Source organism: Vibrio sp. Vb0937 (assembly GCF_033338855.1).
The window spans coordinates 1-15154 of record NZ_JAWOTK010000019.1 but is presented as its reverse complement, the minus strand read 5'-3'; the positions used below and the strand labels follow the sequence as shown (position 1 = coordinate 15154).

The following is a 15154-nucleotide window of genomic DNA, read 5'->3' as shown; positions in this document are numbered from 1 at the left end:
TCATTATGAGTTACGCGGAACTATTTTGTCAGTCTAACTTTTCTTTTTTGACTGGGGCTTCTCATGCAGAAGAGCTGGTACTCCAAGCTGCTTTCTATCGCTATCAAGCTCTAGCCATAACGGATGAATGTTCAGTCGCGGGCGTTGTCAAAGCCCATGCGACCATCGAACAACATAAACTCGATATCAAACAAATCGTTGGAAGTATGTTTTGGTTAAATGATGAATGCCAAATCGTACTGCTTTGCCCTTGTCGCAAGGCTTATGCCGAGTTGTGTCGTATCATCACAAACGCAAGAAGACGCAGTGAAAAAGGCAACTATCAACTGTTCGAATGGGATTTGATGTCGGTTCGATATTGTTTGGTATTGTGGCTGCCCACACATCAAGAGAGTGATCACTATTGGGGGCGCTGGCTCAATCAACACCACGCTAATCGTTTGTGGGTAGCGATTCAGCGCCATTTGAGTAACAACGATACTGAGTACATTGCGCACTGCGAGCAGTTAGCACATGAATTTCAATTACCTATAACTGCCTGCGGAGGCGTTCTCATGCATGATGTTGAACGCTTGCCATTACAGCATGTACTTACTGCTATAAAGCATGGGTGTAGCGTCGATAAACTCGGTTTTGACCGTATTTCGAATACTGAGCGAGCGCTTCGTCCTTTTAAAAAGTTGATTCGGATTTACAAACCAGAATGGCTGGAAGAAAGTACTTACATCGCCGATTTATGCGAGTTTAAGCTCTCCGATTTAAAATACGAATATCCTACCGAGCTGATCCCAGATGGTTATACACCCGACTCTTACTTACGTATGTTGGTCGAACGTGGTAAAAAGCTGCGTTTTCCTGAAGGCGTGCCAGCAGAAGTCAATCAAACCATCGAGAATGAACTGGCGCTTATTCAAGAGCTGAAATACCACTACTACTTCCTTACTATTCACGACATCGTAATGTTCGCGAAACAGCAAGGCATTCTTTACCAAGGGCGAGGTTCCGCTGCAAACTCTGTGGTGTGTTATTGCCTGGAAATTACCGCCGTCGATCCTCGACAAATCGCTGTCTTATTCGAACGATTTATCAGTAAAGAACGTAAGGAACCGCCGGATATTGATGTGGACTTTGAACACGAGCGCCGTGAAGAAGTTATCCAGTATATTTACAAAAAATATGGTCGTGAGCGTGCAGCACTTGCTGCAACAGTGATCAGCTATCGCTTTAAAAGTGCCGTGCGTGAAGTCGGTAAAGCACTAGGGATTGAAGAGACCCAATTAGATTTTTTCATTAAGAACGTTAATCGCCGAGATCGCAGCCAAGGCTGGCAAGCTCAAATTATTGAACTTGGCTTACAACCAGAATCTCTCAAAGGGCAGCAGTTTATCCAATTGGTCAACGAGATCATTGGCTTCCCACGCCATTTATCTCAGCACGTAGGTGGCTTTGTAATTTCATCTGGCCCTTTATATGAGTTGGTACCTGTTGAAAATGCCTCGATGGAAGATCGCACTATCATTCAATGGGATAAAGACGATTTAGAAAGCTTGAAGCTACTAAAAGTCGATGTACTCGCACTCGGCATGTTAAACGCCATCAAAAAGTGCTTTCAACTGGTCGAGAAACATCACCAGCGATCCCTCTCGATTTCCGAGATCACTCGCCGACAAGATGATCCACACGTGTACCGCATGATCCAAAAAGCTGACACTATAGGCGTATTCCAAATTGAATCTCGTGCACAAATGAGCATGCTTCCTCGCCTAAAGCCTGCTTGTTATTACGACTTAGTGATTCAAATTGCAATTGTTCGTCCAGGCCCTATTCAGGGTGATATGGTGCATCCTTTTTTAAAACGACGAGATCACAAAGAGCCTGTCAGTTATCCATCGGAAGAAGTAAAAAGCGTTCTTGAGCGGACTATGGGCGTCCCTATTTTCCAAGAGCAAGTCATCAAGCTAGCCATGGTAGCCGCAGGGTTTAGCGGCGGCGAGGCCGATCAACTCCGTCGAGCGATGGCATCATGGAAAAAGAATGGCGATCTCGCTAAATTCAGACCAAAACTGATCAATGGTATGCAAGAGAGAGGTTATGACTTAGCGTTTGCTGAGCGCATTTTCGATCAGATTTGCGGCTTTGGTGAGTACGGCTTCCCTGAAAGTCATTCAGCGTCTTTCGCAGTGCTGGCATATTGTTCTGCATGGTTAAAATATTATTACCCAGCCGAATTTTACACTGCATTGTTGAACAGCCAACCAATGGGATTTTATAGCCCGTCGCAATTAGTACAAGATGCTCGCCGACATGGCGTCGAAGTATTGCCGGTGTGCGTCAATCATTCAAAATATCAACATCATCTCGTCTCACGTCCGAATGGCAGGCTCGGCGTGCAACTTGGTTTTCGCTTGGTGAAAGGCTTTAACGCAGAAAGCGCACAAAGGCTTATTGAGCGCAAACCACTTAATGGTTACCGATCGATTCAAGAAGTAAAGCAGATATTAAGAAGCCGAAGTGACATTGAATTATTGGCTTCAGCCAATGCATTTCAAGCCTTATCGGGAAATCGTTATAACGCTCGCTGGGCAGCAATGGATTCCTTATCTGACCTACCATTGTTTCACAAGGTCGAAGAACCCAATGTTAGCTACCAGACTCAACCCTCTGAATATGAAAATTTAATTGAGGATTACGCAAGCACGGGACTATCTCTTAGCCGCCATCCAATTAAATTATTAGAAGAAACGGGCAAACTCCCTCACTTTACCCGCATGAGGCAACTGACAGAGAAACCGCATAAGTCACTGGTCACAGTGGTAGGTGTGGTAACAGGAAGACAATCTCCAGGCACCGCCGCTGGCGTGACATTTTTTACGTTAGAAGATGACACGGGCAACATTAATGTGGTCGTTTGGCAAGCGACAGCACGAGCCCAAAAGCAAGCGTATTTAGGCGCTAAAGTATTAATGGTGAAAGGCATTCTTGAAAGAGAGGGAGAAGTCACGCACGTTATTGCTGGCAAGTTGATGGATTGCACGCACTACTTGAACAATCTACAAAGTAAATCTCGGGATTTCCATTAGTACAGAGGAATTAAGGAGAGAGATGTTAAAAATCAGAGAGAGGTGCGCTCCCTCTGATTTCACTAGATCTAATCATGCACTTTTAGAAAGCATCTGGCGTAATCGGTCTTGAGCAACTTCAACCAGCAGATCCGGTTGGAATTTAGATATAAAGCGATCACAGCCTACTTTTTGTACCATGGCTTCATTAAAACTACCGCTCAGAGAAGTGTTCAATGTGATAAACAACTTAGACATACGTGGATCTTGGCGCACTTCATGGGTCAGTTTATAACCGTCCATTTCAGGCATTTCAGCATCCGTAATCATCATCAACAGCTCTTTTTCTACATCTTTACCTTCATCACACCAACGTTTTAAAACCGTTAACGCTTCTAGCCCGTCACGACACTCGATGATATTCATACCCAATTGAGAAAGCGTATCGCGAACTTGATTACGAGCTGTAGAGGAATCATCTACAATCAGAACATTACGCCCGACCATTGCTTGGGCCAATTCTTGATCGAGAATGTCCTCCGAGATAGTCACGTCGTAATGTACAATCTCTGCTAAAACTTTTTCAACGTCAATAATTTCGACAATTTGAGAGGCATCCCCCTCTTTGATTTGCGTGATAGCCGTGAGGTAATTCGAGCGACCAGACGTGGAAGGAGGCGGCTGAATTTCAGTCCATGCCGTATTAATAATGTTTTTAACCGGACCGACTAAGAAGCCCTGCACCGTGCGGTTGTACTCTGTCACGATCAAATTTTCTTCTTCCGCTTCGCCACGCAAAGCAGGAAAACCAATTGCGCCTCGTAAATCAATCACTGGTACCGCTTCACCTCGTAGAGAAGCAACCCCACGAATATTGTAGTGCGAGCCAGGGAGCTTGGTTAACGGTGGAAGCTTGATGACCTCTTTCACTTTGAACACATTAATCGCAAATAATTGGCGACTATTTAAAGTGAACAGCAGAAGCTCTAGTCGATTTTCACCAACCAAGTTTGTACGCTGGTCAACCGTATTTAACACTCCGGACATACTACTACCTAAATTATGGATAATTCTTATTTTACTCGAAATCAGTACAGACACAGCAAGGTTATATAACCAAATAACCTTAAAATATTTGGCTTTTCGAGCACAGCTTTAAAGTACAACAGTTTTAGCGTATTACTTCTCTTTGCATCAGACGCAAAGTCACGCAGCACATTGAAAGCCATTTTGTTTATTTACTTGAGCTTTTTAGGAAATTACATGAATGGCGCAGATATAGCAATGCAACATAACTCAAATTCCCTTTCTAGTAATAGGCGATCAAAAAGGGTGAGCCGTTAAGTCTCACCCTAAATCACCTACAAATGCAGTCTCAACAGCCAGGCACATCATCATGTTAAAAAGTACTTAACCTTCCACAACCTTCATCAATAGTTGACCATCGTACAACGCTTGCTTAATCAACGCGGCACCAGGCATTGTGGCTTGCTTATAGAAACGAGACTCCACCAGCTCAAGATCTTGGTGATAAACAGGTAAACTCTGCTCTTCGATACAGCGACGAACCGCAGGATAAAGCACATCTTTTGCTTGGTTAATCACACCACCGATCAAGATTTTCTCAGGGTTAAATAAGTTGATCACAATAGCAATTGCAGAGCCTAAGTAGCGTCCAAGTTTTTCAATCACATCGACGGCCAAAGGATCACCGTTTGCAGCGGCTTCACAAATGCTCTCAATACTCATTTCTTCTTGTTTAGCAAGAATAGAGTCTTCGCCATCAGCGATTCGTCTTACGACTTCTTCACGAATTGCTTGAGAACTGGCAACGGTTTCCAAACAACCAATATTGCCGCAATGACAACGTTTTCCATTTGGGTCAATTTGAATATGCCCGAGTTCACCAATGTTACCGTGACGGCCTTGCAAAACGCGCCCATCCAGAATGATGCCCGCACCTAAACCGTGGTGGATAGAGATAAGAACGGAGTTGTCATTATCTTGAGAATGACCAAAAAGCTTTTCTGCTAATGCCCAAGCTCGCGTGTCATTGGCAATGAAAACTGGCAAGCCTGTTGCTTTGTATATCTCTGGTCCAAGAGCAAGATTTTCGACATTGTAATGAGGCATCTGCAAAACGACACCTTGCTCTGAGTTCACGAGACCAGGCAGTGTAAGGGCAATACTGGTAACCCGATCCAGTTGATCCGCGTAAGTCTGAAAAAATTCATCAATTTCGTAAAGCAGGCGCTCAAGCACATCGTCTTGGTCAAGCTCGTGTATCTCGATTTTAGTATCGATCAGTACATCACCGCCTAACTCATGCAAAGCAATGGTTAAATAACCCCGCCCCAAACGCATTGACAAAAATTGCCAGCCTTCATTATTGACCTGCAAACCGACAGCAGGTCGACCACGACTCGTCGCTTCTTGTACTGTCGTTTCATGAATCAAGTGCGCTTCAATTAATTCTCGAGTGATTTTGGTGATACTAGCAGGAGCAAGCTCACTCTGCTTGGACAAATCAATTCGAGAAATAGGACCTTTTAGGTCAATTAGTTTATATACACGACCAGCATTGACCTGTTTGATATGATCAATATGGCCCGGTTGAGCCATGTACATCTTGCACTCCGAAATTCTATAACGGGACAATTTTTTTACTTTGCGAACTAATTGTGAAGTGAATTAATAAATCCCCGTGACAAGCATCACGTATAAACCTGTTTGTTTGTGTATTCAATCAAATAACGAAGAATCTACTCCTGTTAAATTGTTTGAAAAATAACTTATTTTTATTCACTAAATTATGAAGTAGTGCCTTTAAAGCAGCGCATTTTTATCAATAAGGCCATTGCCTGTCGAATATCTGTCTGTTTTACCGGGGTTACTCTTAATGTAAACATTCTGTGCATATACTTATATTCAAATAGCTTTAAGGTGTGGGCTCAGCAACGAGGCTAACCTTGAGAGCGATTGCGTAAAGTAAGGATAGAGTTCAAGTTACCTTTACACACACATTCATCGGAGAATCTATGACTTCCAAATTAAGACGAACAAAAATTGTCACTACGCTGGGTCCTTCAACGGATAAGGACAATATACTTGAGGAGATCATCAAAGCCGGTGCAAACGTTGTCCGTATGAATTTTTCACATGGAACCAGTGAAGACCACATTCAACGTGCGAACAAAGTCCGTACCATTGCAGCAAGACTTGGGCGTCAGGTTGCAATTCTTGGTGACTTACAAGGCCCTAAAATCCGTGTATCAACGTTTAAAGACGGCCAAGTCATTTTGAATGTGGGCGATAAATTCACATTAGATAGTGATTTACCAAAAGGTGAAGGCAATCAAGAATCTGTAGGGTTAGATTATAAAGAACTACCGCAAGATGTTTCACCAAATGACATTTTATTACTCGATGATGGACGCGTTCAGCTGCAAGTTACCAAAGTAGAGGGTAATAAAGTTCATACCCGTGTGATTGTCGGTGGTCCACTGTCCAACAATAAAGGGATCAACAAAAAAGGCGGCGGATTGTCAGCCGATGCGCTCACAGAGAAAGATAAAGCCGACATTCTTACCGCCGCAGCAATTCAAGTAGACTACCTTGCTATTTCATTCCCGCGTAACGGCGAAGACATGCATTACGCTCGACGCTTAGCCAGAGATGCAGGCCTTGAAGCCATGTTAGTGGCTAAAGTCGAACGAGCAGAAACCGTCGCGACCAATGAGTCTATTGACGACATTATTCTCGCATCCGATGTGGTGATGGTTGCACGTGGTGACCTTGGTGTAGAAATCGGTGACCCTGAGCTCATAGGTGTCCAGAAAAAACTGATTCGCCGCGCACGCAGTTTAAACCGTATCGTGATTACTGCGACACAAATGATGGAGTCCATGATTACTAGCCCAATGCCAACGCGTGCTGAAGTGATGGATGTGGCCAATGCGGTTCTAGACGGCACTGACGCGGTGATGCTTTCTGGAGAGACCGCTGCAGGTAAATATCCTGTAGAAACGGTCAAATCCATGGCCGAAGTATGTGTGGGGGCAGAAAAAATGTCGGAGGCAAGTCTATCAACCTATCGCTTAGATAGAACCTTCGAAACCGCTGAAGAAACCATCGCAATGGCAACCATGTACTCTGCGAATCACATGGAAGGAATTAAAGCGATGATCTCGTTAACTGAGTCCGGCAGGACTGCGTTGATGATGTCTCGCTTAAGCTCTGGCTTGCCAATATTTGCCTTATCACGGAATGAATCGACACTAAATCGAGCAGCATTATACCGAGGCGTGACACCTGTATATTTCGAGTCAAAAAGTGATGCGGGTTTACCAACGGCTCAAGCAGCGATTACTAGCCTTAAAGAGCAAGGGTTCTTGCACAAAGGTGATTTAGTCATTATTACTCAAGGCGATGTAATGGATGTTGTGGGCTCAACCAACTGCATGCGCATTCTACAAGCGTAGTCGTTATACCTAACCGGAGTTAACCACAAGAACCCGCAAATAAGGCTCCGAAAATGGAGCCTTATTTATATGCTTTGTATATTGCGCACATCGTGAACGTAAGAAGGTTTATGCACTCTCTCTACCATCAATTTCAACATCCAGCTGGTCATAGAGTTGAACTAGGTTAAACCCAGCTTGAAGCCCAAGTTGATAGTCATGCTCTAGTGACTCTTGGTCACTTAACAAAGAAGAAGAACGAAGTCCCTCTTTAGGCGCAACTTGTAAAATAAAAGTGTCGTCAGGTGGAGCAGATATAAAGGCCTGAGTGAGCTCAAATGTTTGATAATGAATCATCAGCATGTCGGCTAAACCTGAATCAAAATTCTCACCAATCAGATGACTTAAACGATACAAGTTATCGGCACCGAACAACCAACGACCTCCATTTAACAGCATTTTCCCTGCAAGCTTCGATTGATGTGCTGCATTAATTTTTTGTTGGAAGAACGACGCCCAATCCAGCTTCCACTGATTCACTTTTTGCTGCCATGATTGCTGTACTGAGTTGATAGACTCCCGATACCATTCGACAGGCACATCCCCCACTTCACTTTGGGCTCTCGCTTCAATCTCTGAAAACGGCTCTGTGCGAATGACAATAATGTTGCGAGCATTCTGACGCCACGCTTCTTGTACAGGGATAGAGGCAGACACGCCGCCATCCACAAACTTATTGCCATTTACGTCGACAGGTCCGTGGTACAACTTGGGAATCGCACATGTCGCTAGCATAGTGTTAAACCACGAGTCATCCAAGATTGGTAGATATTGATCTGATAGCGTCTCTATATTCGTTACCGCAGCAAACGCTCCTCGTTTTCCCAATGCACTGCGACCTAAATCAAGGTCAAGCTTGTATGGGAAATCTTGAATCCGTTCTAATGCCCACTCTAAACCTAAGTACTGCTGCTTTCGGATATAGCGAAACAGATTAAAAAATTCAGGAGACGTTGTCAGCTCGGTAATAAAAGCTTTGCCCATGCCATGTTGACGACACAAGTAAGAACATAAGTTGAGTGCTCCGGCAGAGGTGCCATAGAATTCATCGAAAGGATCGAAGTTGGAAAGTAAAAAGGCGTCTAAAACGCCAGCGGTAAAAATCCCTCTCTGCCCTCCACCTTGCGTGACTAAAGCAGTTTTACCATGCCTAAAGTGCTCATAAACTTTTACATCAAGCTCTGCATGGCTTTCTGTGATTATACCGCTGTTACGTATCATAGGCTCACGCCATTTTGTTAAAACGTTTGGTAAAAGTGGTTATCTTAAGCTGTTGTAATAGCAATGATGCCAAATGACAAAAGCACTGCAAAAACAGTCACCACAATGATTAATGCGGATTTTAGATCGTGTTCCATAAACACCTCCTTAATATGTAACAAATTAATAACACCGGTGTGAAATATGTTCAAGATTTGCTTAATTTAGTCGCGCAATTTTGACTAACCCATCACAATTAGCTTAGTCATAATAAGGAGATAGGGCATGAACCAAAAACTCAGCTGGCTAGTAGGAATCATGATGATGAGTACTGCTATCAATGCACAAGCGAATATCATCGTTACGCCATACATAGGCTATACAGGAGGCGGCCAAGTAGAGGATGAAAGTGGTAATACATACGCTCTCGACCCCGCAGTGAATTACGCTCTTTCAGTCGAGACTCCCTTAGAAAAAGGAAGGATCGGATTGTTTTACTCCAATCAATCGACGGAACTTGAAAAGCTGTCCAACTCGGCAGATATACATTATCTGCACTTCCAAAGCAGCATGTACTATCCTGTCGCAGAAAATTGGCAAACCTATATCGGTGTAGGTTTGGGCGCTTCTTATGCCGATGTGGATTGGGTAGACAAAAAATACGGATTTTCGGCTAGCGCTTTTGCAGGGCTGGAATATGAATTTTCAAAGAACTTTGCATTAACGGCCCAACTGAGATGGTTAGGAACGGTCGTTGATAACGATACATCTGGCGCCTGTACTCTACCTAATGACGGCTCAAACTGTATCATTAAGTTCGATACTGATTGGATGAACCAATTCCAATCAAATGTCGGTTTTAGTTTCCGCTTCTAATTTTTATGCATGTTCCTTTGTAGGACTCGTCACAAAGAACGCTGAACGAGTCCTGCACAGAGCCGATAAAGGATATCGTCTAAACACCATTGTTTGGCAAAGTAACGAAGCATCATCTAGATAGGTGCACAAAAGATAGCCGTACGCCCTAATTCATCAAAATAGTCTTAAACACCAAAGCAATTATTAGATCCCAGTCATTTATTCCAGACAAACAACCAACCACCCACACAAAACCACAATCAAACTCAAATTTAACAAGATTAAAACCAGACAACGCATCTGAATTAACATTTAGATTCTATTGCGCTAAGTATTATTAGAAGTTAGTCTGATCAGTGAAAACAGATAAATATTTCAGTTTTATCAAACACACATCAATTTTTTAAGATTAATAATCTACTTTCTCTTACAGTAGCCAGAATATAGCTCTATAAAATTATAAGAAGTTAGAATTAAGGATAGAAAAGCTGATGGATAACAGCGGTCCTTTCTTCCAACTGTTTGCGCAATTATTACTGTGTTACGTAGAGAGCTTCATTCCTCAGGGAGTCTTATAGGAGTCAAATATGAAGCGAGAACAATGGGGATCCCGGGCGGGATTCATCTTAGCAGCAGTTGGGTCTGCTATCGGTTTGGGAAACATTTGGCGTTTCCCATACATGGCCTATGAAAACGGTGGCGGCGCATTTTTTATTCCTTACATTTTTGCCATGATCACTGCCGGTATTCCATTTATGATCCTTGAGTTCAGTATGGGACAAAAATACCGAGGCTCGGCACCAAAAACACTTGCGAAAATTCATTCTAAATTTGAATGGCTTGGCTGGTTCCAAGTTGGTGTGGCTGCAGTTATTGCCGTTTACTATGTGGCTGTTATCGGTTGGTCGATTTCTTACTTTGGGTTGTCGTTCACTCAAGGTTGGGGAACCGATACCAACGCATTTTTCTTTAGTGAATACCTAAAGCTAGGTGACAACTCACCAACAGACTTAGGCAGTATTCAATGGAAGATTGCTTTATCCATGGTAATTGCTTGGGCAATTACTTACACCGCCATTGCCAAAGGCGTGAAATCAGGAATTGAACGAGCATCTAAAATTATGATGCCAATCCTATTCTTGATGGTGATTTTCTTAATCGGACGTATGATTTTCTTGCCAGGAGCTCTAGATGGCGTGAACTACATGTTCGAACCCGATTTCAGCAAAATTTGGGATGTGAAAGTATGGGCAGCGGCATATGGTCAGATCTTTTTTACGCTAAGTATCGGCTTCGCCATCATGCTAGCTTACTCTAGCTACCTACCAGAAAAGTCGGACATAACGAATAACGCGTTTATGACCGTGTTGATCAACTGTGGCTTCTCGATCCTAGCCGGCATCATGATCTTCTCAGTATTGGGTTACATGGCTCAAGAGCAAGGTAAGCCGTTAACAGAGGTGGTATCTGCAGGCGTTGGCTTGGCTTTTGTTACTTTACCTGCGGCAATTAACCTACTACCTGCCCCATATATTCTTGGTCCACTGTTCTTCTTTGCACTGGTGGTTGCTGGTCTAAGTTCGCATATTTCAATTATGGAAGCCGTAACTTCAGCCATTATCGACAAGCTGAAGTGGAGCCGTAAAAAAGCTGCAAATGTTGTGATTGGTATTGGCTTCGTTGTCTCTATGGCGTTTGCTACCAATGGCGGTCTGCTGCTACTCGATCTAGTAGACCACTTTGCAAACAACGTTGGCATCATGGTTGGTGGTCTGGTTGAGATTGTCTTGATGGCGTGGCTATTGAAGCGCGTGCCAGAAGTACGTAATTACGTTAACGAGCGCTCTGATTTCTCTGTTGGTCAATGGTTCGAGATCTGCTTACGCTTCGTTACACCAATCATGCTCGCCATTATCTTAGCGACCAAGCTATACGCCCTATTTACTGAAGGCTACGGTGGCTATGATCTAACTTTAGGCTGGGCACTTATCGCCGCACTCTTTATCTTTGGTCTAGTGATCAACGTAGTGAACCGCAAGGAGACAGCAAAATGACAATCAGCGCAATTATTATGATGGTTATTGGTTTAGGTATCACTTGGGGCGGAGCTGCCGTTTGCATCAAGCGAGCCATGGATAAACAATAGCAGTATTGCATTCCAAACAAAAAACGCCGGTATTTACCGGCGTTTTTTTATGTTTCTTTTGTTCTAGAAACTGTACTTGATGCCAACGGCGCCGCCAAGTTGCAAGTCAGCACCTTTGTAAAGATCTAGCTCTGGGTGTATTTGACCATAAAGGTCCCAGCCGCGTGATAAATCCCAGTTCACACCAAGTGGTACTCTCACACCAAACTCATCATCCCACTCATACCAACCACCAACGCCAACATACCAGGTCACTGGCATGTTTTGATCGAATGTTCCACGTTTAGCGATGTAATCAAACGCCATACCATCGTTACCGATAATGCCGCGATACTTATTATCTAACTCAACAACAACACTCAACTGTTGATCGACAGCCATACCAACAGACAAGTTCGTTGGCTCATTTGCCGCCATTGCGGTACTAGAAACTAGTCCTGCTAATAAAATTAATTTGCTCTTCATACACGTTATCAATTATTAAAAAAACATCATGCGCTATTCAAACATAGTGGTGCTTCAATATGTCAACGATGAGTAAGCGCGATGTATGAAAAGACTGGCAAAAGTAAAGATGAGTTTAGGATCACACTAAAAAGGAACTGTCAGTTAATAAAATAGGAACTAAAAAAGGAGGCCGAAGCCTCCTTTTATGCATTACTATGAATGACTGCGATTAACCGTGGTTACGGATCCACTCATCCATTTCAGTTTTTAGGTTATCAGACTTAGTACCGAAGATAGCCTGTACACCACCAGCTACAACTACAACACCAGCAGCGCCCAGTTGTTTTAGCTTGTCTTGGTCAACAGCTGCTGTATCTGCAACTGCTACACGTAGACGTGTGATACATGCATCTAGACCAGTAATGTTAGCTTTACCGCCAAACGCTGCAACCAGTTCACCGCCCATATCAGAGCCAGAAGTTACAGCTGCACTTTCCGTTTCATCTTCACGGCCAGGTGTTTTTAGGTCAAGCGCTGTGATTACACCACGGAACACTACGTAGTAAATTACTGCGTAAACTAGACCAACGGCAATCATTAGCACCATCTTCTGAGCGTTACCAGATAGAACTAGGAAGTCGATCAGACCGTGAGAGAAAGAAGTACCGTGTACAAAGCCTAGAGTGTTCGAAACGATGTATGCAGAACCAGCTAGTAGAGCGTGGATACCGTATAGTAGTGGAGCAACGAATAGGAATGAGAATTCGATTGGCTCAGTAATACCAGTTAGGAATGAAGTCAGTGCAGCTGACGCCATGATACCCATTACTTTTGCACGGTTTTCTGGTTTAGCACAATGAGCAATTGCGATTGCTGCAGCTGGTAGACCGAACATCTTGAACATGTAACCACCCGCTAGCTGACCGAAGCCATTACCAGCAGCACGAGATGCTTCATCAGCAACTAGGTAACAAGTTAGTACACCATTTTGAGCTTCACCGGCAGCGTTAACACAAGAACCTGCTTCGAAGAAGAACGGTACGTTCCATACGTGGTGTAGACCGAATGGGATTAGAGAACGCTCAACAACACCGTAGATACCGAATGCTAGCTGTGGGTTTTGGTGTGCAGCCCAATCAGAGAATGCAGAAATTGCACCGCCAATTGGTGGCCAGATAACAGAAAGGATAACACCTAGGATGATCGCAGCAAAACCAGTGATGATTGGCACTGCGCGCTTACCAGCGAAGAAGCCAAGGTACTCTGGAAGTTGGATTTTGAAGAAACGGTTGAATGCCCAAGCAGCCACACCACCGACAAGGATACCACCTAGTACACCTGTATCGATTTTCTCAACACCCATAACGCCCGCCATTACACCTAGCGTTGCCGTCATGATGCCGTAACCAACGATAGCTGCAAGACCTGCAACACCGTCGTTGTTAGTGAAGCCTAGCGCTACACCTACTGCAAATAGAAGTGCCATTTGGCCGAATACTGAACCACCAGCTTGTTCCATAAGATTAGAAACGATCTCTGGAATAAAGCTTAGATGGGCAGCACCCACACCTAATAAAATACCTGCAACTGGTAAAACTGATACTGGAAGCATCAGAGCCTTACCAACTTTTTGCAGGTTAGCAAAAAGGTTCTTAAACATGTTTATGCTCCTGATAAATTTATAAGTATTATTTGGGCACTAACGGCACACCCCCGTAGCCTAAAGGTTAGCACCCAATGAAAATGTAACCACAACTGCATTATATTTTCCGGCTCTAAATATATATTGATGACCCTCAAACTTTCCACACAGTTACGAAATTTAGTTTCAAAACAAGTCTTGGATCACACCCAAAAACAGCCGATGAAAAGGTTTGCATTGCACATATGTTATTGTTTTATAAGGAATTAATTATTTATATAATTAATTTTAAGGCGTAAATAAAATACGCCTCAATGTTATTTTTAGTAACAAAATTACATTTGTGATTTTTGAATGTTATTAAATCAACATTTTTAGTAAACATTAAACTCGTGAGCGTATCTGTTGTTTTTATCAACAAAAAAGGAGCCTAAGCTCCTTTTTTATGCTCTTATTATTTTTTCATCGCAAAAAAAGATTTCGGAAGTTTTCGGTGGTTTTTTGTGCCACTTCAGAAAGAGAGCACGATTTGAGTTGCGCAATATAAGAAGCGACTTCGACAACATAAGCGGGTTGATTCTCTTTGCCACGATGAGGGACAGGAGCCAAGTAAGGAGAATCTGTCTCAATAAGAAGCTTCTCTAAAGGTAGAGTCTTCACCACTTCTTTTAACTCTGTAGCTTGACGGAAAGTAACAATCCCCGAGATAGAAATATAAAACCCCAGCTCCAGTGCAGCTTCAGCAAATGGAAGATCTTCTGTAAAACAGTGGATAACACCACCACATTTCTCTGCCCCACCCTTACGCAAAATATCTAGAGTATCCGCACGTGCGTTTCTGGTATGGATAATTAAAGGTTTGTTGAGCTCCACTGCAAGATCAACGTGTTGCTCAAAGCGCTCTTTCTGTAACGCGGCCGTTTCGGGCTTGTAATGATAATCTAAACCCGTTTCGCCAATAGCGACGACTTTTGCATTCGACGCATGGTGGCGCAATACGTCCATCGAAAAGTCGCTTTCAACATCAAGTGGGTGCACACCGCACGAAGCATAAACATTGTCATAAGGCTCGATCATTTCCATCATTTTCGGGAAAGAATCCAGCGTTACTCCAACAGAAAGTAGCTCAGTTACGTTTGCTTGTTTAGCTTTGTTAATAACGTCTTCCACATTGATGTGGAGATCGTCGTAATTCAATTTGTCTAAATGACAATGAGAATCTACGAACATAATGCCTCTCGTGATTCAATTAACCAATTCATTGATAGTAGCTCAAGGTTCA

12 protein-coding genes are annotated in these 15154 nt (G+C 43.3%); 5 read left to right on the top strand and 7 right to left on the bottom strand.

Annotated elements, in window-relative coordinates; all coding sequences use genetic code 11:
• Positions 1-5 precede the first annotated feature (5 nt).
• Positions 6-3080 (top strand): error-prone DNA polymerase, encoded by a 3075-nt coding sequence (locus R7P67_RS18045; protein WP_213897728.1) that lies wholly within the window; start codon positions 6-8, stop codon positions 3078-3080.
• Positions 3081-3152: 72 nt separating this feature from the next.
• On the opposite strand, the gene R7P67_RS18040 is transcribed toward R7P67_RS18045, so the two are convergent.
• Together R7P67_RS18040 and R7P67_RS18035 are read right to left on the bottom strand one after the other, a co-directional pair.
• On the bottom strand, positions 3153-4106 hold the full coding sequence (locus tag R7P67_RS18040; RefSeq protein ID WP_005372976.1) for a chemotaxis protein CheV: 954 nt from the start codon (positions 4104-4106) through the stop codon (positions 3153-3155).
• 363 nt (positions 4107-4469) lie between these two features.
• Positions 4470-5687 (bottom strand): ROK family protein, encoded by a 1218-nt coding sequence (locus R7P67_RS18035; protein ID WP_005385828.1) that lies wholly within the window; start codon positions 5685-5687, stop codon positions 4470-4472.
• Positions 5688-6097: 410 nt separating this feature from the next.
• On the opposite strand from R7P67_RS18035, the gene pyk reads away from it, so the two are divergent.
• Positions 6098-7540 carry a pyruvate kinase gene (pyk, locus tag R7P67_RS18030; protein WP_005372972.1) on the top strand — a complete coding sequence of 481 codons (1443 nt, stop codon included), beginning with the start codon at positions 6098-6100 and terminating at the stop codon, positions 7538-7540.
• 108 nt (positions 7541-7648) lie between these two features.
• On the opposite strand, the gene R7P67_RS18025 is transcribed toward pyk, so the two are convergent.
• Positions 7649-8800 (bottom strand): patatin family protein, encoded by a 1152-nt coding sequence (locus R7P67_RS18025; protein ID WP_005372971.1) that lies wholly within the window; start codon positions 8798-8800, stop codon positions 7649-7651.
• 44 nt (positions 8801-8844) lie between these two features.
• The gene (locus R7P67_RS18020) at positions 8845-8937 is read right to left on the bottom strand and encodes a YnhF family membrane protein (protein WP_005372970.1); all 93 of its coding nucleotides are present in this window, start codon (positions 8935-8937) and stop codon (positions 8845-8847) included.
• 127 nt (positions 8938-9064) lie between these two features.
• Here R7P67_RS18020 and R7P67_RS18015 point away from each other — a divergent pair, with 127 nt between their 5' ends.
• From R7P67_RS18015 to R7P67_RS18005, 3 genes are all read left to right on the top strand, one after another.
• The gene (locus R7P67_RS18015) at positions 9065-9655 is read left to right on the top strand and encodes an outer membrane protein (protein ID WP_053349626.1); all 591 of its coding nucleotides are present in this window, start codon (positions 9065-9067) and stop codon (positions 9653-9655) included.
• Between the two features lie 569 nt (positions 9656-10224).
• On the top strand, positions 10225-11691 hold the full coding sequence (locus tag R7P67_RS18010; protein WP_213897726.1) for a sodium-dependent transporter: 1467 nt from the start codon (positions 10225-10227) through the stop codon (positions 11689-11691).
• Complete coding sequence (locus R7P67_RS18005) at positions 11688-11783, top strand: MetS family NSS transporter small subunit (protein WP_005372963.1); 96 nt, start codon at positions 11688-11690, stop codon at positions 11781-11783. The genes R7P67_RS18010 and R7P67_RS18005 overlap by 4 nt, the downstream gene beginning before the upstream one ends.
• Positions 11784-11846: 63 nt before the next feature.
• Here R7P67_RS18005 and R7P67_RS18000 read toward each other — a convergent pair whose 3' ends face one another.
• The 3 genes from R7P67_RS18000 to R7P67_RS17990 form a co-directional block, all read right to left on the bottom strand.
• The gene (locus R7P67_RS18000) at positions 11847-12248 is read right to left on the bottom strand and encodes a hypothetical protein (protein ID WP_005396996.1); all 402 of its coding nucleotides are present in this window, start codon (positions 12246-12248) and stop codon (positions 11847-11849) included.
• A gap of 211 nt (positions 12249-12459) precedes the next feature.
• Positions 12460-13890, bottom strand: a complete 1431-nt coding sequence (gene ptsG / locus R7P67_RS17995; protein WP_005372959.1) for a PTS glucose transporter subunit IIBC — start codon at positions 13888-13890, stop codon at positions 12460-12462.
• Positions 13891-14334: 444 nt separating this feature from the next.
• Entirely contained in the window at positions 14335-15102 is a 768-nt protein-coding gene (locus tag R7P67_RS17990) for a TatD family hydrolase (protein ID WP_005372957.1), read from the bottom strand.
• Between the last annotated feature and the right edge of the window lie 52 nt (positions 15103-15154).